Origin of the sequence: Amycolatopsis australiensis (genome assembly GCF_900119165.1) — a bacterium.
Lineage (GTDB): Bacteria > Actinomycetota > Actinomycetes > Mycobacteriales > Pseudonocardiaceae > Amycolatopsis > Amycolatopsis australiensis.
Map to the genome: position 1 here is coordinate 7,948,341 of NZ_FPJG01000006.1, position 21,539 is coordinate 7,969,879.

Here is a 21,539-nt window from a genome sequence, read left to right on the forward strand (position 1 = left end):
ACCCCACCATCCTTAAAGGATCGGTAAAGTGGGTCGCATGGCCCTGGTTTCGGACCTCCTCGGCTGGTTGCAAGGACTCCCGGAACCGGGGCTCGTCGCGGCGACCGGCGGTCTCGTCTTCGCCGAATGCACCATCGGGCTGGGGTTCCTCGCCCCGGGCGAATCGGGCCTGCTCATCGCGGCGACAACGGCGAACACGGTCGCCCGCTTCCTCGTGCTGTGGGCGGTCGTGACGGTCTGCGCGACGGCCGGCGACGCACTCGGCTACGCGATCGGCCGCCGCTTCGGCCCCCGGCTGCGCGAGACGAAGCTGATCCGCAAGTACGGCCAAGACGCGTGGGACAAGGCAACGGCGGTGCTGCAACGCCGGGGCACGTGGGCGGTGTTCTTCGCCCGCTTCCTGCCGGTGATCCGCACGCTGACCCCGGCCGCCGCCGGGACGTCGGGACTGCCGTTCCGCCGCTTCCTGCCCGCGGCGGCCGCCGGAGCGTTCTGCTGGTCACTGGTCCACATCGGCATCGGCGCCGCACTGGGCGAAGCGGCCAAGCGCATCGAAGGCGCCCTCAACACGGGCGGCCTGATCGTGGTGGCGGCCCTCGCGGCGGTGGGCGTGTTCTCCTTGCTGCGCTGGAAGAAGCGCAAAGCCGTGGCGGTCGCGGAGCGTGAACCGGAACGAGTCCCCTGAGCCCGGTTCGCTTCGCGGATGGTCACTGAGCCACCGCGCGAAATGCGGATTCCGTTGCCGTGACGCGGCATACGCGACTTCCGCGCACCGGAACACCTGCTCGGTGGTCGGCGTACCGGCGTCGTCCTCGCGGGTGGCGAACAACAACGTCGTCCACAGCGGATCGCCGTTCAGCGGCAACGCGAGCAGTCCCGGCGGCGGCGCCGAAGCCGCTTGCGCGAGACAGACCGCGCCTTGGGCGATCAGCGTGCCCGCCGTTCCCGCCTCGGACGTGAAGTGCCGCACGCGCGGCGTGAACCCGGCGGCCGCGCACGCCTGCAGGAACCGGACGCGCACGCAGTTCTCGGGCGGGGGCGGCAGGATCCAGTCACAGCCGGCCAGATCGGCGAGGTCGACGACGCCGTCGCGGATCGCCGGATGCCCGCGCGCGACCCCGACGAAGATCGGCTCGGTGGCCAGCGTCCGCACGGCCAGCCCGGCGAAGTGGTGTGCTTCTGTGCCGTCGAAGCGTTCCAGCAGCGCGACGTCGACGCGGCCGGTCGAAAGCAGCTTGAGCAGGGTCAGCGACGCCGGCTCGGCGTACGTCCGGACGTCGAGGTCCAGTTCCCCCAGCTCTTCGATGAACCGGCCGATGATGAGCAGCGGCACGTACCCGATCCGCAGGCTGCCGGGTCCGCTTTCGCCGTGCCGGCGGGCGGAGGCGACGAGGGCCTGCATGTCGGACAGCAGCGCTTCGGCGCGGGCCAGCACGAACCGGCCGAGTTCGGTCGGGCGCACGCCGGTGCGGCCGCGGACGAACAGCTCGCCGCCGAGGATCCGCTCGATCCGCTTGAGCTGCGCGGTGAGCGCCGGCTGGGTGACGCCGAGGACGGTGGCGGCACGGCTCACGCTGCCGCCGTCCGCGACGGCGCGGACGGCCCTGAGATGGCGCAGCTCCAGCTCGGCCACACGTCGCAGGCTAACGCCGTCTTCGCGGCCGGCACGACCTGCGAAAGTCGGGCTTACTACATTCGGCGGTATGAGTCTCGCGGATCTTCCCCGGCCGGTCGGCTTCGTCCTCGGCGGTGGCGGCAGCCTCGGCGCCATGCAGGTCGGCATGCTGCGCGCGCTCGGCGAGGCCGGGCTCACGCCGGACCTGGTGGCCGGCACGTCGGTCGGGTCGCTGAACGCCGCCGTGCTCGCGCTGCCCGGCGACGACACTTTGGCGCGGCTGCACGGCATCTGGGCGCACATGACGCGGGCCGAAGCGTTCCCCGGTGGCGTGCTGAGCCGCGTCCGGACGCTGACGCAGAGCAAGACGCACCTGTTCCCCAACAGCGGCCTGACGGGGATCATCGCCGACCACGTCGGCGCCGAGACGCGGTTCGAGGACCTGGCGCTGCCGCTGGGCGTCGTCACGACACAGGTCGACACGGCCGAGCCGCTGCTGATCCGGTCCGGGCGGCTGCTCGAGCCGCTGCTGGCGAGCTGCGCGATCCCGGGCATCTTCCCGCCCGTGGAGCACGAAGGGCGGCTGCTGTACGACGGCGGGCTCGTCGCCAACGTGCCGATGCGCCAGGCGCTCGCCATGGGGGCGAAGTCGCTGGTGGTGCTCGACTGCGCGTTCCCCGGGAAGATGCCGGGTGCGCCGAAGACGTTCGCCGAGGTGATGATGTTCACCGCGATGATCAGCATGCGGAACCAGGCCGTGCTGGAAGCACCGCTCGCGGCCGCGCAGGTGCCGGTGCTGTACCTGCCGGGACCGGCGCCGGTACGTGTGAACCCGCTGGATTTCGGGCACACGGAAGCGCTGGCGGACGAGGCGTACGCGGCCGCACGCGAGTACCTGGCCGGGATTTCCGTGGACGGACCCGGTCTTTACGGGGCACCGGGGCTCGTCGTCAAGTGATCCACGTCACGTCGGTGCACCGATCCGCCGGGAAGAACGTCATCGCTATCGCGTAGTTTTGATGACGAATGCCCGCCGATCCCAATTCCCAAAAAGAGACAATATGCTCCCCAAGAAGATTTTACTTTCGGTGGCCGGAATCCTCGCCGGAGCACTGCTGCTTTCCGCCTGCTCGTCCGGTGACGACGGTGGTTCGCCCGCCGGTGGGGCGCCCGCGTCCGGGTCGGCGTCGCCGTCCGTGACCCCGGTCGCCGTGACGTTCGAGCCCGCGGGCGGCACCGGCGTCAACCCGGCGACGCCGATCGTGGTCAAGGCGGCCAACGGGAAGCTCCTCGACGTGACGGTGACGAACACCGCCAAGGGGAACAAGGTGGCCGGCAAGCTCGCCGCGGACGGGGCGAGCTGGACGACGACCGAGCCGCTCGGCTACGGCGTGACGTACAAGATCGTCGCGCACGCCCAGGGCGCCGACGGGAAGCCGATCGAGCAGGACAACCAGATCAGCACGATCGCGCCGAAGAAGCAGGCGAACGCCAACCTGATCCCGGCGCCGTCGGCGGTGGCGAGCACGGGCGTCGGCGTCGGCCAGCCGATCGTGTTCAGCTTCGGCAAGATCGCGGTGAAGAACAAGGCGGCGGTCGAGAAGGCCCTGACGGTGGAGTCGACGCCGAAGCAGGAGGGCAGCTGGTACTGGATCGACGATTCGAACGTCCACTACCGGCCGAAGGAGTACTGGAAGGCCGGCACCACGCTGAAGGTGACGGCGAAGATCTACGGCGTCGATTTCGGAAACGGCGTGTTCGGCGCCGAGGACCGGACCGAGACGTACAAGGTGCACGATTCCTGGATCGCGAAGGCGGACGGGAACAGCGAGCAGATGCAGATCTTCCACAACGGCGAGATGGTGAAGTCCATGCCGATCTCGATGGGCAAGGACGCGACGCCGACTCATCTCGGCGCGCACGTCATTTCGGACAAGCAGGCGAACTACACGATGGACTCGTGCACGTACGGCGTCTGCCCACCGGACCCGAAGGCGTACCGGTCGAACGAGAAGTGGTCGGAGCGCATCTCGAACGACGGCGAGTTCGTCCACGAGAACCCGAACAGCGTGGGGCAGCAGGGCAATTCGAACGTCTCGCACGGGTGCATCAACCTGAACGACGCGAACGCGCAGTGGTTCTTCCAGAACATGGGCCTGGGTGACGTCGTGGAGGTGACCAATTCGGGCGGCCCGCAGCTGCCGGTCTGGGACCTGTACGGCGACTGGTCGAAGTCCTGGGCGGACTGGCAGGCCGGCTCGGCGTTGAAGTAGGACGTGGCTCGAGGGGCCAGGAGCTTCGGCTCCTGGCCCCTTTTTTGTGCTAGGGATTGTGTAGGCGCCTCAAGCGCGGGTGTCGATCTTCAGGCGCGCGAGATCTGCTGGCGCCCGGTGGGCTTGGCCGGAACTCCAAGTGCGCCCAGCCGGACCCCGTGCGCCAAGCCGGACGGGGTGCGCGGAGCCGATTCCTGTGGCACCGAACCCGACCCGGTGCGCCGAGCCGGACCGTATGCGCCCAGCCGAACCCCCGTGCACCGAGCCGGACCCGTGCGCCTTGCGGCACAGCTCGCGCGCCTCGGTAGGCATCTCCGCCCGCGTGCCCCGAGGGGTAGTTCGCGTACCTAGGTCGTCGGCTGGCGTGCCGCGACCGTCGCCCGCGGGCTTGGCGGGGCGGCTCGCGTGATTGGGCCGACGCCACGCCCCCTACCTGCCGGCTAGCGTCTGGGGGGCCATGAAAAAAGGGGCCTGGGCCGGGAGACTCGAGTCTCGACCGGGCCCAGGCCCCTTCTTCTCATGTTGAGTTCGGCGGTGTCCTACTCTCCCACAACCCTTCGGTTGCAGTACCATCGGCGCTGTCAGGCTTAGCTTCCGGGTTCGGAATGGGACCGGGCGTTTCCCTGACGCTATAACCACCGAAACACTACGAAACAACACACACACCCGGTGTGGTGTTTCAGAGCTGTAGAGTGGATGCGTAACATCTTCGTAGGCAAGTCCTCGGCCTATTAGTACCAGTCAACTCGACAACACATTACTGTGCTTCCATCTCTGGCCTATCAACCCAATGGTCTCTTGGGGGCCTTAACCCACAAAGGGTGGGATACCTCATCTTGGAACAGGCTTCCCGCTTAGATGCCTTCAGCGGTTATCCCTTCCGAACGTGGCCAACCAGCCATGCCCCTGGCGGAACAACTGGCACACCAGAGGTTCGTCCGTCCCGGTCCTCTCGTACTAGGGACAGCCTTCCTCAAGTATCCTACGCGCGCGGCGGATAGGGACCGAACTGTCTCACGACGTTCTAAACCCAGCTCGCGTGCCGCTTTAATGGGCGAACAGCCCAACCCTTGGGACCTACTCCGGCCCCAGGATGCGACGAGCCGACATCGAGGTGCCAAACCATGCCGTCGATATGGACTCTTGGGCAAGATCAGCCTGTTATCCCCGGGGTACCTTTTATCCGTTGAGCGACACCCCTTCCACCAGGAGGTGCCGGATCACTAGTCCCGACTTTCGTCCCTGCTCGACATGTCTGTCTCACAGTCAAGCTCCCTTGTGCACTTGCACTCAACACCTGATTGCCAACCAGGCTGAGGGAACCTTTGGGCGCCTCCGTTACTCTTTAGGAGGCAACCGCCCCAGTTAAACTACCCATCAGGCACTGTCCCTGAACCAGATCATGGCCCGAGGTTCAGATTCCCAATTCGACCAGAGTGGTATTTCAACAACGACTCCACCACAACTAGCGTTGCAGCTTCACAGTCTCCCACCTATCCTACACAAGCCGAACCGAAAACCAATACCAAACTATAGTAAAGGTCCCGGGGTCTTTCCGTCCTGCCGCGCGTAACGAGCATCTTTACTCGTAGTGCAATTTCGCCGGGCCTGTGGTTGAGACAGCCGGAAAGTCGTTACGCCATTCGTGCAGGTCGGAACTTACCCGACAAGGAATTTCGCTACCTTAGGATGGTTATAGTTACCACCGCCGTTTACTGGCGCTTAAATTCTCAGCTTCACCCCCGAAGGAGTTAACCGGTCCTCTTAACGTTCCAGCACCGGGCAGGCGTCAGTCCATATACATCGTCTTGCGACTTCGCATGGACCTGTGTTTTTAGTAAACAGTCGCTTTCCGCTGGTCTCTGCGGCCACCCACCCCTAGCCCGAAAAAGGCTTCAAGGTGTTTGGCCCCCCTTCTCCCGAAGTTACGGGGGCATTTTGCCGAGTTCCTTAACCACAGTTCACCCGATCGCCTTGGTATTCTCTACCTGACCACCTGTGTTGGTTTGGGGTACGGGCCGTGCATGCACTCACTAGAGGCTTTTCTCGGCAGCATAGGATCACTCTACTTCGCCTCAAACGGCTACGCATCACGTCTCAGCCTCATGGAACACGGATTTACCTATGTTCCAGCCTACACGCTTACACCAGGACAACCATCGCCTGGCGGAGCTACCTTCCTGCGTCACCCCATCGCTTGACTACTACGAAATCAGGTCCCACGCTCCACACGACACTTCCATCCGAAGACTTCCGCGCCGGCTTTGGGTGGTTAGTATCAAACGCCTCGTCATGGGCGCACATGCTCGGGTACGGGAATATCAACCCGTTGTCCATCGACTACGCCTGTCGGCCTCGCCTTAGGTCCCGACTTACCCTGGGCGGATTAGCCTGGCCCAGGAACCCTTGGTCATCCGGCGGCAGAGTTTCTCACTCTGCATTCGCTACTCATGCCTGCATTCTCACTCCCACACCCTCCACCACTCGCTTCCGCGGCGGCTTCCCTGGATGCAGGACGCTCCCCTACCCATCCACACCACTAGACACAACCCTCAAGGAGCTGAGCCGATGTATTGTGCGAATGACACAGCTTCGGCGGTGTGCTTAAGCCCCGCTACATTGTCGGCGCAGGACCACTTGACCAGTGAGCTATTACGCACTCTTTCAAGGGTGGCTGCTTCTAAGCCAACCTCCTGGTTGTCTGGGCAATCCCACATCCTTTCCCACTGAGCACACACTTAGGGGCCTTAGCTGGTGTTCTGGGCTGTTTCCCTCTCGACGACGAAGCTTATCCCCCGCCGTCTCACTGCCACGCTCTCACACTACGGTATTCGGAGTTTGGTTGATTTCGGTAACCCGGTAAGGCCCCTAGACCATCCAGTAGCTCTACCCCCGCAGAGAAACACGTGACGCTGCACCTAAATGCATTTCGGGGAGAACCAGCTATCACGGAGTTTGATTGGCCTTTCACCCCTACCCACAGCTCATCCCCCAGGTTTTCAACCCTGGTGGGTTCGGGCCTCCACGACGTCTTACCGACGCTTCACCCTGGCCATGGGTAGATCACCCCGCTTCGGGTCTAGACCACGCGACTCAAACGCCCTATTCAGACTCGCTTTCGCTACGGCTACCCCACACGGGTTAACCTCGCCACGCAGCACTAACTCGCAGGCTCATTCTTCAAAAGGCACGCCATCACCCAAAGGCTCTGACGGCTTGTAGGCACACGGTTTCAGGTACTCTTTCACTCCCCTCCCGGGGTACTTTTCATCTTTCCCTCACGGTACTCGTCCGCTATCGGTCTTCAGGAAGTATTTAGGCTTACCGGGTGGTCCCGGCAGATTCACAGCAAATTCCACGAGCTCGCTGCTACTCGGGAACACCAAACAAACAACCAACAATGCGTTTTCGCGTACGGGGCTCTCACCCACTCCGGCCCGCCATCCCAAACGGTTCCACTAACACACGTGATCATTCCGAGGACTGTCAGATCCTCGACGCTGGGTCCCACAACACCGCCTGCACAACGCCTGACAGCTTGACATGCAAACGGTTTAGCCTCATCCGCTTTCGCTCGCCACTACTCACGGAATCACGGTTGTTTTCTCTTCCTACGGGTACTGAGATGTTTCACTTCCCCGCGTTCCCTCCACACACCCTATATATTCAGGTGCGGGTAACACCACATCACTGGTGCTGGGTTTCCCCATTCGGAAATCCTCGGATCACAGCTCGGTTGACAGCTCCCCGAGGCATATCGCAGCCTCCCACGTCCTTCATCGGCTCCTGAAGCCAAGACATCCACCATGTGCCCTTAACAACTTGACCACAAAGATGCTCGCATCCACTCTACAGTTCTCAAACACCACACCAGAAACAAACGTCCCTAGGGCGATAGCCCTGCGGCGTGTTGCCTCAGGACCCAACAGTGTGCTTCATGAACAACCACCGCTCCGGGCGCCGGCCACAGGTTCCACGATCCGAAGATCAGTACTACCGCGAGCATTGCCCACCAGCCATGACCATAACCAGTAGTTCCACAATTCCTTGAGCAACCAAAGCAACACCACAGTCGGGTGTTAAACCCTGGCCACTCCCAACTCTATGAGCTGAGATGTGTTGTGCTCCTTAGAAAGGAGGTGATCCAGCCGCACCTTCCGGTACGGCTACCTTGTTACGACTTCGTCCCAATCGCCAGTCCCACCTTCGACCACTCCCTCCCTTACGGGTTGGGCCATGGGCTTCGGGTGTTACCGACTTTCATGACGTGACGGGCGGTGTGTACAAGGCCCGGGAACGTATTCACCGCAGCGTTGCTGATCTGCGATTACTAGCGACTCCGACTTCACGCAGTCGAGTTGCAGACTGCGATCCGAACTGAGACCGGCTTTAAGGGATTCGCTCCACCTCGCGGTATCGCAGCCCTCTGTACCAGCCATTGTAGCATGTGTGAAGCCCTGGACATAAGGGGCATGATGACTTGACGTCATCCCCACCTTCCTCCGAGTTGACCCCGGCAGTCTCCCACGAGTCCCCGCCATCACGCGCTGGCAACGTAGGATAAGGGTTGCGCTCGTTGCGGGACTTAACCCAACATCTCACGACACGAGCTGACGACAGCCATGCACCACCTGTACACCAACCACAAGGGAAGCCCCATCTCTGAGGATGTCTGGCGCATGTCAAGCCCAGGTAAGGTTCTTCGCGTTGCATCGAATTAATCCACATGCTCCGCCGCTTGTGCGGGCCCCCGTCAATTCCTTTGAGTTTTAGCCTTGCGGCCGTACTCCCCAGGCGGGGCGCTTAATGCGTTAGCTACGGCACGGACAACGTGGATGTCGCCCACACCTAGCGCCCAACGTTTACAGCGTGGACTACCAGGGTATCTAATCCTGTTCGCTCCCCACGCTTTCGCTCCTCAGCGTCAGTATCGGCCCAGAGACCCGCCTTCGCCACCGGTGTTCCTCCTGATATCTGCGCATTTCACCGCTACACCAGGAATTCCAGTCTCCCCTACCGAACTCAAGTCTGCCCGTATCGACCGCAAGCTCAACGTTAAGCGTTGAGTTTTCACGGCCGACGCGACAAACCGCCTACGAGCTCTTTACGCCCAATAAATCCGGACAACGCTCGCACCCTACGTATTACCGCGGCTGCTGGCACGTAGTTAGCCGGTGCTTCTTATCCAGGTACCGTCACTTGCGCTTCGTCCCTGGCGAAAGAGGTTTACAACCCGAAGGCCGTCATCCCTCACGCGGCGTCGCTGCATCAGGCTTGCGCCCATTGTGCAATATTCCCCACTGCTGCCTCCCGTAGGAGTCTGGGCCGTGTCTCAGTCCCAGTGTGGCCGGTCACCCTCTCAGGCCGGCTACCCGTCGTCGCCTTGGTAGGCCACTACCCCACCAACAAGCTGATAGGCCGCGGGTTCATCCTGCACCGCCAGAACTTTCCACCCCCACGCATGCGCGCAAGAGTCATATCCGGTATTAGACCCCGTTTCCAAGGCTTATCCCAGAGTGCAGGGCAGATTACCCACGTGTTACTCACCCGTTCGCCACTCATCCACCACCGAAGTGGCTTCAGCGTTCGACTTGCATGTGTTAAGCACGCCGCCAGCGTTCGTCCTGAGCCAGGATCAAACTCTCCAACAATGTCTTCGAATTCAATCGAGGCAAATACTTGCTCTCAAAGGAAACCCCAACGAGGGATTTCACTACATAAGCTCTACTGGCTTAGTTCACTAGCACACTGTTGAGTTCTCAAGCAACACACTCCGGACCGCCGCGCCGCGAAGCGCCTTGGTCTTCGGCTTTTGTTTCAAGCTTTGTTCCAGGGATACCACCCTGGTTCGGGACCACCCACTCTACCACGGTCGTGGGAGCTTGGTTCGTGGCCCCGGCGGCCGCCCGGTCTCCCTGGCGACTTGGAGAACTTTACATGCCCCCGAAAGGCCCTCGCACGGGGGGTCCCTTTGTTTCGCGCCAGGCCGCTGACCTGCGTCGATCTACGTCCGGGGCTCTCCGTGGGCCACGACGACCATCAGGGCGACGAGCGCGGCCGTCAGCACCGCGGCGACGTGGATGGGCGCCGGCGTGAACGACGCCGCCACCACGAGCACCGCCGTCACCGGGAAGCCGATGGCGATCGGGCGGCACTCGTTGGTCGGGCCGATGTGCAGCAGCCACACGCTCAGCAGGAAGATCGCGACCGGCACCGTGGTCGCCATCGCCGCCGCGACGCCGCCGGCCCCGTGCAGCGCGCCCGTGTCGTAGGCGACCGCCACCTCGAGCCCCGCCCCCACGGCCGCGGCGGAAGCGAAGACGAAGTAGTGCCCGTACCCCCAGCTCATCGCCGTGAACATGGTCCGGCGGCGGACGAGCCGCAGGTGTCCCGGGCGGTCGAAGTACAGCCACCACATCGAGAACACCAGCACCAGCCCGGCCGCGGCCAGCGAGATCAGCGCGCCGAGGTGCCCGGGCTCCGCGGTGCCTTCCTTGATGGCGTTGGTCGCGCTCAGCACCGTCTCGCCGAGCACGATCAGCGTGAACAGGCCGTACCGCTCGGCGATGTGGTGCGGGTGCCACGTCGTCTTCGCGCGGCGCTCGGCGATCACCGGTACCGCGAGCTCGCACAGCACGACGGCCACGAACGTCACGGTCGCGAGCGACGCGGGCAGGAACAGCCGGACGATCCAGAGCACCTGGCACACCGCGATGCCGGCGGCGAACCGCAGCGCGGCGGGCCGGGTCTCCGGCGCCGAGCGCGCCGCCCGCAGCCACTGCGCGACCAGCGACAACCGCATCAGGACGTACCCGGCGACGATCGCGCGGAAGTCGCCGTCGAACGCGCGGTCCACCCCGGCCGCGATGGTCAGCCCGCCGGCGATCTGCACGAGGGTCGCCAGCCGGTACGGCACGTCGTCGGTGTCGAACGCCGAGGCGAACCAGCTGAAGTTCAGCCACCCCCACCAGATCGCGAAGAACACCATCGCGAACGACGCGACGCCGTGCGCGGCGTGCCCCTCGGCGAGCGCGTGGTGCAGCTGCGCGGCGGCCTGGCCGACCGCGACGACGAAGCAGAGGTCGAACAGCAGCTCCAGCGGCGTCGCCACGCGGTGGCTCTCGGCGCGGTCACGCGGCCGCATCACGCGGTGCCACACGCGGACCGCGTGCTGCGACGGCTGCTCGGACATCGGCGCTCCCCGGGCTCGTGCCTGCCGGACGCCGTCATCCCAGCATGATCACCAGGCGGGTGAAAGCACGACACGAAGAACGGGCGGGCCCGGTTCCCCCTCACCCGGGCCCGCCCGCTGCCGTCACGCGCCGGCGGCTGCCGATGGGCATCCCTTCCGCGAGCGCCGGACGGTCCCCCGCGGACGCCGACTGCTCACTGCCGGAAGGTGACCAAGTGTGTCCATTCCGTCGAACTCCGGACGCCTCGATCGCTCGTGCCGGTCGCCCCATCCCCGGGCGGCCGACAGATTGCCACTGTCGGTAGCCGAAGCCGCGCAGTGAAGGCTCCATAAGAGCTACCCGGTTGCTCTGCGTAGCACCAGTGTCTTTCCGCGCTCGTCACTCGGATGGAGCATCGCGGCTCTGCCGAAAGTAGTGTCGCGTGCTCAGCCGCGTTGGACGTCCGCCGCGGACGCCTCGGCCTCGCGGGCTTCGCGTTCCTCCGCCGCGGCCCGATGCCGCCGGGCCCGCAGCTCCGCGATCGCGAGGGTCAGCGCCCCGCACGTCAGGCCGGCCGCGCAGCACAGGGCGACGGTGAGCGCGAGCGGGTAGTCCCGGGCCGAGCCGACGACCGCGCCGAACACCGAGGCGAGCACCGCCGTGCCGATCGCGGTCCCGATCCGCTGTCCCGTCTGCAGCGCGCCGCCCGCGACGCCGGCCATCCGCACCGGCACGCACTCCAGCGTCAACGTCGTGTTCGGCGAGATCACCATCCCGCCGCCGACGCCCGCGAACAGCAGCGGCAGCGCGAACGCCCACCCGGACGCCGACGGCGGCACGAACTCGGCGAGCACCGCGACGACGAGCAGGCCGATCGCGACCATGCTCAGCCCCGTGACGGTCAGCCGGCGGCCGAAGGTGGGTACCAGCCGCCCGGCGACGGCGGCGGACACCGCCGAGCCGAGCGCGAACGGCGTCACCGAGAGGCCGGACTGCAGGGGCGAGTAGCCGAGGCCCTGCTGGAAGAACATGGCGAAGACCAGCCAGATGCCGGCGAACCCGCAGAAGTAGAGCGCGCCGACCGCGGCCCCGGCGGCGTAGCCCGGCGTGCCGGTGAACAGCCGCGTGTCGAGCAGCGGCGAGCGGCCGCGGCGCACGACCCGCTGTTCCCAGCGGACGAACGCGGCCCCGAACACCAGCGCGACGAGGAACAGCCACCACAGCCGCGCCGGGCCGTCGTTGTCGGATTCGATGACCGGGAGCAGCACGCCGAGGACGGCGACCGCGAGCAGCGCGATGCCGGCGAAGTCGATCTCCGAGCGGATCTTGAGCTGTTTCTTCTCGCTGCGCGGCAGCAGCCGCAGGGCCAGCGCGAACGCGAGGACGCCGATCGGGACGTTGACGTAGAAGACCCAGCGCCAGCCGTCCTGGGCGCCGAAGACGGCGAGGATGGCGCCGCCGAGGATGGGGCCGACGGCCGTGGAGATCCCGACGACCGCGCCGAACATCCCGAAGGCGCGGCCGCGCTCGGCGCCGCGGAAGAGGTCCTGGATGAGACCGGTGTTCTGCGGGGTGAGCATGCCGGCGGCGAGGCCCTGGGCCAGCCGCGCGAGGACGAGTGTCGTCTCGTTCGGGGCCGCTCCGGCGAGTGCGCTGGTGACGACGAACCCGGCGAGGGCGCCGAGGAACATGGTCCGGCGGCCGAACGCGTCACCGAGACGGCCGCCGGTGACGAGGACGAGCCCGAAGGCGAGGGCGTAGCCGGAGACGACCCAGCGGATGCCGCCGCTGCTGGCATGCAGGCCGGACTGCATCGAGGGCAGCGCGACGTTGACGATGCTGACGTCGAGCAGGCCCATGAACCCGGCGGTCAGCGAGACGGCAAGCGCTTTCCAGCGACGGGGATCGGGTTCGTACGACATCGATGGTGTGTACCTCACGGCAGCTGACTCGAAACCGGACCACCGCGGAGGTCCGGGGCTCGCCCCCGGGCGGGGTTCGCGGGTTGACTACGTGGATGCCGTGATCCCGCGGATGCCCTTCAGCTCGCCGATCAGCATGGAACTGACCTTGACCGGGTAGTCGTACAGCGCGAAGACCGTCTGGTTCTTGCCCACCAGCTTCAGGTGGACCGGGGTCTCGCCCTTGTGGGCCAGCAGCGTCGACCGCAGCTCGCTGACCACCGACTGGTCGATCTTCTCCGCCGCCGCCAGCAGGACCAGCGGGGGCTCGTCGTCGCCGTTGCCCGTGCCCACCTCGGACAGGTCCAGCGTGGCCAGGCCGCCGCCGAAGACCGACATCTTGTCTTCGCGCCAGTTCACCCGGCCCTTGACCAGCACCGCGTTGTCCTCGATCAGCTCTCCCGCGAACAGCGCGTACGCCTTCGGGAAGAACAGGACCTCCAGGGACGCGTCCATGTCCTCGACCGTGCAGATCGCCCAGGGCTCGCCCTTCTTGTTGACCCGCCGCTCCAGGGACGTGATCAGCCCCGAGATGACGATCTCGCCCTCCTTCGGCGGGTCGGCGAGGATCGCGGCGATCGGTTTCGGGGCGTGCTTGCGCAGGATCCGCTCGGCGCCGTCGAGCGGGTGCGCCGAGACGTACAGGCCCAGCATCTCGCGTTCGTAGGCGAGCAGCTGCTTGCGCGGGTACTCCTCCTCGCCGAACTTCAGGTGCGCCAGCGGGGACGACGACGGCGCCGCCTCCCCCTCGTCGCCGCCGAAGCCGAACAGGTCGAACTGGCCCATCGCCTCCTGGCGCTTGAGCGGGACGACGGCTTCCACCGCGTCCTCGTGGACCTGGATCATCGACAGCCGCGTGTGGCCGAGCGAGTCGAACGCGCCCGCCTTGATCAGCGACTCGATGACCCGCTTGTTGCAGGCCACGAGCTCTGACTTGTCGAGGAAGTCGGTGAAGGACGCGTACTTGCCCTTCTCCTCGCGGGTCTTGATGATCGACTCGACGACGTTCGCGCCGACGTTGCGGACGGCACCCAGCCCGAAGCGGATGTCGTCGCCGACGGCCGCGAACCGCATGGCCGACTCGTTGACGTCCGGCGGCAGCACCTTGATGCCGAGGCGGCGGCACTCGGACAGGTAAACCGCCGACTTGTCCTTGTTGTCGCCGACCGAGGTGAGCAGGGCGGCCATGTACTCGGCGGTGAAGTTCGCCTTGAGGTACGCGGTCCAGTAGGAGACCAGGCCGTACGCGGCCGCATGGCTCTTGTTGAACGCGTACCCGGCGAACGGGAGGATCGTGTCCCAGAGCGCCTTGATCGCCTCTTTGGAGAAGCCGCCGGGCCGCAGGTCGCTGGCCCGCATGCCGGCCTCGAAGCCCTCGTACTCCTTGTCGAGGACTTCCTTCTTCTTCTTGCCCATCGCGCGGCGCAGCACGTCCGCGCGGCCCATCGTGTACCCGGCCACCTTCTGGCCGATGTGCATGATCTGCTCCTGGTAGACGATCAGGCCGTAGGTGTCGGCCAGGATCTCCTTCAGGGGCTCGTCCAGCTCCGGGTGGATGGGCTTGACCTTCTGCCGCCCGTTCTTGCGGTCGGCGTAGTCGTTGTGCGCGTTCATGCCCATCGGGCCGGGGCGGTACAGCGCGCCGACCGCGACGATGTCGTCGAACACCGTGGGTTCCATGCGGCGCAGCAGGTCACGCATGGGGCCGCCGTCCAGCTGGAACACGCCCAGCGTGTCGCCGCGGGCCAGCAGCTTGTACGTCTCGGGGTCGTCGACCCCCAGGGTGTCGAGGTCGACGTCGACCCCGCGGTTGGCCTTGATGTTGTCGATCGCGTCACCGATGACGGTGAGGTTCCGCAGGCCGAGGAAGTCCATCTTCAGCAGGCCGATGGCCTCGCACGACGGGTAGTCCCAGCCGGTGATGATCGAGCCGTCGTCGCGCTGCCAGAGCGGGATCGCGTCGGTCAGCGGGTCGCACGACATGATGACCGCGCAGGCGTGCACGCCCGCGTTGCGGATCAGGCCCTCGAGGCCGCGGGCGGTCTCGAAGATCGTCTTGCACTCTTCGTCGGTCTCGACCAGGGCGCGGACCTCGGCGGCCTCGCCGTAGCGCTCGTGCTTCGAGTCGACGATGCCCGAGAGCGGGATGTCCTTCGCCATGATCGGCGGCGGCAGCGCCTTGGAGATCTTGTCCGCGATCGCGTAGCCCGGCTGGCCGAAGTGGACGCGGGCGGAGTCCTTGATCGCCGCCTTCGTCTTGATGGTGCCGAAGGTGATGACCTGGGCGACCTTGTCCGCGCCGTACTTCTCGGTGGCGTACCGGATCATCTCGCCGCGCCGGCGGTCGTCGAAGTCGATGTCGATGTCCGGCATCGAGACGCGCTCGGGGTTCAGGAACCGCTCGAACAGCAGCTTCTGCGGGATCGGGTCCAGGTTCGTGATGCCGAGGACGTACGCGACGAGCGACCCGGCCGCCGAACCACGGCCCGGGCCGACCCGGATGCCGACGCGGCGGGCGTAGCTGATGAGGTCGGCGACGATCAGGAAGTAGGCCGGGAAGCCCTTCCCGATGATGACGTCGAGTTCCTTGTCGATGCGCTCCTGGTAGCCCTCCGGCGCGCCGTCCGGGAAGCGCCACTTCATGCCGCGCTGGACCTCTTCGCGCAGCCAGCCGGCCTGGTCGTAGCCCTCCGGCACCTCGAAGAACGGCAGCCGGTCCTTGTGCGTGTAGACCTCTTCGTACGACTCGACGCGCTCGGCGATCATCAACGTCGTGTCGGCCGCGCCGGGGACCTCCTTGTCCCAGTACTCGCGCATCTCGGCGGCGGACTTGAGGTAGTAGCCGTCGCCGTCGAACTTGAACCGGGTCGGGTCGTTGAGGGTCTTGCCCGCCTGGACGCACAGCAGCGCCGAGTGCGTGTCCGCCTGGTCCTTGGTGACGTAGTGCGAGTCGTTGGTGGCCAGCGGCTTGAGGTCGAGCAGCCTGCCGATCTCGAGGAGGCCTTCGCGGACCGACCGCTCGATCGGCAGCCCGTGGTCCATCAGCTCGAGGAAGAAGTTGTCGGCGCCGAAGATGTCCTTGTAGTCGGACGCGGCCTGGATGGCCTCCTCGCGCTGGCCCAGCCGCAGCCGGGTCTGCACCTCGCCGGACGGGCAGCCGGTGGTGGCGATGATGCCTTCGTGGTTGTCCGCGATCAGCTCGCGGTCCATCCGGGGCTTGCGGTAGTAGCCCTGCATGCTGGCCAGCGAGGACAGCTTGAAGAGGTTGCGCAGGCCGGTCGCGTTGCCGGCGAGCATCGTCATGTGCGTGTACGCGCCGCCACCGGAGACGTCGCCGCCCTCACCGAACTCGTCCGAGCCGCGCTGGTTGGCCTGGCCCCAGAAGACGGGCTTCTTGTGGAACCGGCTCTCCGGGGCGATGTAGGCCTCGATGCCGATGATCGGCTTGATGCCGGCCTTCTTGGACTGCTGGTAGAACTCGTCGGCGCCGTACATGTTGCCGTGGTCGGTCATGCCGACCGCGGGCATGCCGAGGCGCGCCGCCTCCGCGAACAGAGGAGCGATCTTCGCCGCACCGTCGAGCATCGAGTACTCGGTGTGGACGTGCAGGTGGACGAAGGAATCGTTCGACACCAGCGAAAACCTCCCCTAGGTGGATGGGACCGGCGCGCCCGGGTCCCTCACCCTAACCCCTGGCACCGACAGTCCGCGCACGCGCTCGCCGGGCTCGATTCTGCTCCTCGCGGGGAGTGTTTCGCCGCTGCGACGCGCCCCCTCTTCGGGCGGTGGTGATCACGGGCACGCGGCGCTGCCGGGCGATCACGCGGGGACGCGGATACGGGTGCTTCGCGGTGGTCCGGTCGCGGCTGATCGCAGTGCGGGCGGGGGTCGGCGGGGCGGGCGGGCGGCGGGTCGGGTTGGCGGCCGGATGGACGGCGCGGCAGGAAGGCCGCCGGCCTCCGTGGGGAACAGCCGGAGGGCGCCGCCGCGGGCGGCCACCGGAGGTCGGGCGGCCGGTGAGGTGGCCCACACCGGGCGGGACCCGCGTTGACACCGCCGCCGGCGGCACCGAGCATTCCCCGCATGAACCTGTCTGACAGCCAGACAGCCGGACAAGGTGGTCCCCGTCGGGTGAGCGCCATGGAGGCCGTCCTCGCGCACCTGCGTTCGGCCATCGAACGCGGGGAGTACCCGGTCGGCGGCAAGCTTCCGTCCGAAGCCTCCCTCAGCCGGGAGTTCGAGGTCAGCCGGTCGGTCGTCCGGGAGGCGCTCCGCGGCCTGCAGGCCCTCGGCATGACCGAGTCCAAGACCGGCAAGGGCACCTTCGTCACCGCCACCGGGCCCGCCGACAACCCCACCTTCGGGCCCTACTCCGCGCGGGACCTGATCGAGGTGCGCCGGCACGTCGAGATCCCGGTCGCCGGGTACGCCGCCCTGCGCCGCAGCCAGGACGACCTCGACCTGCTCGGGCACCTGCTCGACCGGATGGACGCCGAGACCGACAACACCGCGTGGGTCGCGCTCGACTCGGTCTTCCACATCACCATCGCCCAGGCCTCGGGCAACCCGGTGTTCGGGAAGGTGATCGAGGAGATCCGGGACGCGCTCGCCCGCCAGTCCGCCTTCCTCAACCAGCTCGGCGACCGGCGGCGGCAGTCGAACGTCGAGCACCGCGCGATCGTCACGGCCATCGCGAGCGGCGAAGAAGCCGCGGCCGTCGACGCCATGACCGCGCACCTCACCCACGTCGAAGCCACTCTGACCAGCATCGTGAACGGGGACCAGTGACCGAACAGACCCTCACCCGGTCCGCGGACGCGGGCGACGCCGGCTACCGCAAGGCCCTCAAGCCGCGGCACGTCAACATGATCGCCATCGGCGGCGCGATCGGCACCGGCCTCTTCCTCGGGGCCGGCGGCCGGCTCGCCCAGGCCGGGCCCGCGCTGGCGCTCGTCTACGCCGTCTGCGGGCTCTTCGCCTTCTTCGTCGTCCGCGCGCTCGGCGAGCTGATCCTCTACCGCCCGTCCAGCGGCGCCTTCGTCTCCTACGCCCGCGAGTTCATGGGCGAGAAGGGCGCGTACGTCGCCGGCTGGATGCACTTCCTCAACTGGTCGACCACCGGCATCGCCGACATCACGGCGATCGCGCTCTACGCGCACTTCTGGTCGTTCTTCGCGCCGATCCCGCAGTGGGTCCTGGCGCTGATCGCCCTCGCGGTCGTGCTGACGCTCAACCTCGTCTCGGTGAAGCTGTTCGGCGAGATGGAGTTCTGGTTCGCCATCGTCAAGGTCGCCGCGCTCGTGCTGTTCATGGTGGCCGGGATCTTCCTGCTGGTGACGCAGACGCCGGTGGACGGCGTCGCGGGCGGGCCGCAGCTGATCGCCGACCACGGCGGGATCTTCCCGGCCGGGCTGCTGCCGATGGTGCTGATCGTGCAGGGCGTGGTGTTCGCCTACGCCTCGGTGGAGCTGGTCGGCGTCGCCGCCGGCGAGACCGAGAACCCCGGGAAGATCATGCCCAAGGCGATCAACTCGATCATGTGGCGCATCCTCGTCTTCTACGTCGGCTCGGTCGTGCTGCTGGCGATGCTGCTGCCGTGGAGCTCGTACTCGGCGGACCAGAGCCCGTTCGTCACCGTGCTCTCGCACCTGGGCGTGCCGGCGGCCGACAGCGTGATGAACCTGGTCGTGCTCACCGCGGCGCTGTCCAGCCTGAACTCGGGCCTCTACTCGACCGGCCGGATCCTGCGGTCGATGGCCAAGGCGGGCTCGGCGCCGAAGTTCACCGGCGTGATGAACCGCAACCAGGTGCCCTACGGCGGGATCCTGCTCACCGCGGCCGTCGGCGTGCTCGGCGTCGGGCTCAACTACCTGGTGCGGAAGGATGCCTTCGACATCGTGCTGAACTTCGCCGCGATCGGCATCCTGGCCACCTGGGCGACCATCGTGCTCTGCCACCTGCTGTTCGTGCGCAAGGCGAAGCGCGAGGGTTTCGAGCGGCCGTCGTTCCGGCTGCCGTTCTCGCCGTACACCGAAATCGCGACGCTGGTGTTCCTCGCCGCCGTCGTCGTGCTGATGGGCTTCGACGAGATCGGCCGGATCACCCTGCTCGCGCTGCCCGCGATCGTCGTCGCGCTGGTCGCCGGCTGGTTCGCCGTGCGGAAGCGGATCGACATGCGCGAATTCGACAAGGCGGGCCTGTGAGCCACGAACCCCTGGCCGAGCTGGTCCGCGACGGCATGGTCGAGGGCGTCCACCACGGCTCGCTGATCGTGCTCGGCCCGGACGGCGGCACGCTGTTCGCCGCGGGCGATCCCGACGCGCCGATGTACCCGCGCTCGACGGCGAAACCGTTGCAGGCCACGGCGATGGCGCGGCTCGGGCTGCGCCTGTCCCCCGCCGGGTTCGCCATCGCCGCGGCCAGTCATTCGGGTGAACCGATGCACCTCGAAGCGGTCACGGCCGTGCTCGGCGGCCGGTCCGCCGACGCGCTCGGCAACCCCGCGGACTTCCCGTACGACCCGGTCGAGCGCGACCACTGGATCGCGACCGGCCGGGCGCCGTCCCGCCTGGCGCAGAACTGCTCCGGCAAGCACGCGGCCATGCTCGCGACGTGCGAGCTGAACGGCTGGGCGCTCGAGGGCTACCTCGACCCGGCCCACCCGCTGCAGCGCGCGATCGCCGCCACCGTCGAGGACCTGACCGCGCACCCGATCGAACGGGTCGCCGTCGACGGCTGCGGCGCGCCGCTGTTCGCGACGACGCTGCGCGGGCTCGCGACGGCCGTCTCGAAGATCGCCACGGCCGCCCCGGGCACGCCGGAGCACCTGGTCGCCGAGGGGATCCGCCGTCACCCGGAGCTGGTCGGCGGGAGCCGCCGCGACGTCACCGCCGTCATGCGCGCGGTGCCCGGGCTGATCGCGAAGGACGGCTTCGAGGCCGTCCAGGTCGCCGCGCTGCCCGACGGCACGGCGATCGCGCTCAAGATCGCCGACGGCGGCGACCGTGCCCGGTACCCCGTGCTGGCCGCGGCGCTGCGGCTGTGCGGCGCCGACGTCCCGCCCGGACCGGGAAACCTGCGTTTCACCGGAAAGCTGACCGTGGGGAGCCCGCGATGACCACCCGCCGTGAACACGATCTGCTGGGCGACAAGGACGTCCCGGGCGAGGCGTACTGGGGCGTGCACACCGCCCGCGCCCGCGAGAACTTCCCGATCACGGGCACGACGATCGCCGCCTACCCGCACCTGGTCGAGGCACTGGCCGCGGTGAAGGAAGCGGCGGCGCGCGCCAACGCCGAGCTGGGCCTGCTCGAACCCGGGATCGCGGACGCCGTCTGCGCGGCCTGCCGGGAAATCCGCGAAGGCGCGCTGCACGGCGAGTTCGTCGTCGACGTCATCCAGGGCGGCGCCGGGACGTCGACCAACATGAACGCCAACGAGGTCATCGCCAACCGCGCCCTCGAGCTGCTCGGGCACGCCAAGGGCGACTACCGCGTCGTGCACCCCAACGAGCACGTCAACCTGGGCCAGTCGACGAACGACGCGTACCCGACCGCGGTCAACATCGCGACGATCATCGCCGTGCGCGAGCTGTCCGAGGCCATGATCGTGCTGGAGCGGGCCTTCGCCGCCAAGGCCGTCGAGTTCCACGACGTCCTCAAGATGGGCCGGACGCAGCTGCAGGACGCGGTCCCGATGACGCTCGGCCAGGAGTTCGGCACCTACGCGGTGATGCTCGGCGAGGACCGGCAGCGGCTGAACGAAGCCGTCGCGCTGCTGCACGAGATCAACCTCGGCGCGACCGCGATCGGCACCGGCCTCAACGCCGCGCCGGGCTACGCCGAAGCGGCCTGCCGGCACCTGCGCGAGATCACCGGGCTGCCGCTGGTCACGGCCGCGGACCTGGTCGAGGCGACGCAGGACTGCGGCGCGTTCGTGCACCTGTCCGGTGTGCTGAAGCGGATCGCGGTCAAGCTGTCGAAGAGCTGCAACGACCTGCGGCTGCTGTCCTCCGGGCCGCGGGCCGGGCTGAACGAGATCAACCTGCCGCCGGTGCAGGCGGGTTCGTCGATCATGCCGGGCAAGATCAACCCGGTGGTCCCCGAGGTGGTCAACCAGGTGGCGTTCGAGGTGATCGGCAACGACGTCACCGTGACCATGGCCGCGGAGGCGGGGCAGCTGCAGCTCAACGCGTTCGAGCCGATCATCCTGCACGCGCTGTCGGAAAGCATCACGCACCTGGGCGCGGCCTGCCGGACGCTGGCCACGAAGTGCGTTTCCGGGATCACGGCGAACGTCGGCGTCATGCGCTCGTACGTCGAGAACTCGATCGGGCTCGTCACGGCGCTGAACCCGAGCATCGGCTACGCGGCGGCGACGGAGATCGCGAAGGAGGCCCTGGCCACCGGGCGGGGCGTCGCCGAGCTCGTCGTCGAGAAGGGCCTGCTCCCGGCCGAGGAGCTGGCGAAGCTGCTGCGGCCGGAAACGCTCGCGCGCGTGAACTGAGGTACGGTCGGAT

Annotated in this window: 10 protein-coding genes, 3 rRNA genes and 1 pseudogene; 7 read left to right on the top strand and 7 right to left on the bottom strand. The window is 66.9% G+C overall.

Translation table 11 applies throughout. The annotated features are described in order from the left end of the window. Positions 1-37: 37 nt before the first annotated feature. Positions 38-685 (top strand): DedA family protein, encoded by a 648-nt coding sequence (locus BT341_RS47120; RefSeq protein ID WP_072480813.1) that lies wholly within the window; start codon positions 38-40, stop codon positions 683-685. A gap of 96 nt (positions 686-781) precedes the next feature. Here BT341_RS47120 and BT341_RS37935 read toward each other — a convergent pair. Continuing rightward, positions 782-1,783 (bottom strand): annotated as a pseudogene (locus tag BT341_RS37935) (LysR family transcriptional regulator); the annotation flags it as partial. Here BT341_RS37935 and BT341_RS37940 point away from each other — a divergent pair. Together BT341_RS37940 and BT341_RS37945 are read left to right on the top strand one after the other, a co-directional pair. Then, positions 1,704-2,573 (top strand): patatin-like phospholipase family protein, encoded by an 870-nt coding sequence (locus BT341_RS37940; RefSeq protein WP_072480815.1) that lies wholly within the window; start codon positions 1,704-1,706, stop codon positions 2,571-2,573. The pseudogene BT341_RS37935 and the gene BT341_RS37940 sit on opposite strands and share 80 nt — an antisense overlap. Before the next feature lie 103 nt (positions 2,574-2,676). Beyond that, positions 2,677-3,888 carry a L,D-transpeptidase gene (locus BT341_RS37945; RefSeq protein WP_177328994.1) on the top strand — a complete coding sequence of 404 codons (1,212 nt, stop codon included), beginning with the start codon at positions 2,677-2,679 and terminating at the stop codon, positions 3,886-3,888. A gap of 526 nt (positions 3,889-4,414) precedes the next feature. Here BT341_RS37945 and rrf read toward each other — a convergent pair. The 6 genes from rrf to dnaE form a co-directional block, all read right to left on the bottom strand. Beyond that, positions 4,415-4,531 (bottom strand): 5S ribosomal RNA (gene rrf / locus BT341_RS37950). Between the two features lie 68 nt (positions 4,532-4,599). Continuing rightward, positions 4,600-7,716: ribosomal RNA gene (locus tag BT341_RS37955) — 23S ribosomal RNA — on the bottom strand. 304 nt (positions 7,717-8,020) lie between these two features. Beyond that, positions 8,021-9,539: ribosomal RNA gene (locus tag BT341_RS37960) — 16S ribosomal RNA — on the bottom strand. Together the 16S, 23S and 5S rRNA genes form the textbook arrangement of a ribosomal RNA operon. A gap of 353 nt (positions 9,540-9,892) precedes the next feature. After that, positions 9,893-11,080 carry a low temperature requirement protein A gene (locus BT341_RS37965; RefSeq protein ID WP_072480816.1) on the bottom strand — a complete coding sequence of 396 codons (1,188 nt, stop codon included), beginning with the start codon at positions 11,078-11,080 and terminating at the stop codon, positions 9,893-9,895. 426 nt (positions 11,081-11,506) lie between these two features. After that, positions 11,507-12,982, bottom strand: a complete 1,476-nt coding sequence (locus BT341_RS37970) for an MFS transporter (RefSeq protein ID WP_072480817.1) — start codon at positions 12,980-12,982, stop codon at positions 11,507-11,509. An 87-nt stretch (positions 12,983-13,069) separates the two neighbouring features. Further along, on the bottom strand, positions 13,070-16,654 hold the full coding sequence (gene dnaE, locus BT341_RS37975) for a DNA polymerase III subunit alpha (RefSeq protein ID WP_072480818.1): 3,585 nt from the start codon (positions 16,652-16,654) through the stop codon (positions 13,070-13,072). Positions 16,655-17,161: 507 nt separating this feature from the next. On the opposite strand from dnaE, the gene BT341_RS37980 reads away from it, so the two are divergent. From BT341_RS37980 to aspA, 4 genes are read left to right on the top strand one after another with little or no spacing between them, the layout of a single operon-like run. Continuing rightward, positions 17,162-17,809 (top strand): FadR/GntR family transcriptional regulator, encoded by a 648-nt coding sequence (locus BT341_RS37980; protein WP_072480819.1) that lies wholly within the window; start codon positions 17,162-17,164, stop codon positions 17,807-17,809. Beyond that, positions 17,806-19,224: an amino acid permease gene (locus BT341_RS37985; protein WP_072480820.1), complete on the top strand. Its 1,419-nt coding sequence runs from the start codon at positions 17,806-17,808 to the stop codon at positions 19,222-19,224. The genes BT341_RS37980 and BT341_RS37985 overlap by 4 nt, the downstream gene beginning before the upstream one ends. After that, positions 19,221-20,138 carry an asparaginase gene (locus tag BT341_RS37990; protein ID WP_072480821.1) on the top strand — a complete coding sequence of 306 codons (918 nt, stop codon included), beginning with the start codon at positions 19,221-19,223 and terminating at the stop codon, positions 20,136-20,138. Before BT341_RS37985 ends, BT341_RS37990 begins: the two co-directional genes overlap by 4 nt. After that, complete coding sequence (aspA, locus tag BT341_RS37995; protein WP_072480822.1) at positions 20,135-21,526, top strand: aspartate ammonia-lyase; 1,392 nt, start codon at positions 20,135-20,137, stop codon at positions 21,524-21,526. Before BT341_RS37990 ends, aspA begins: the two co-directional genes overlap by 4 nt. Positions 21,527-21,539: the final 13 nt, after the last annotated feature.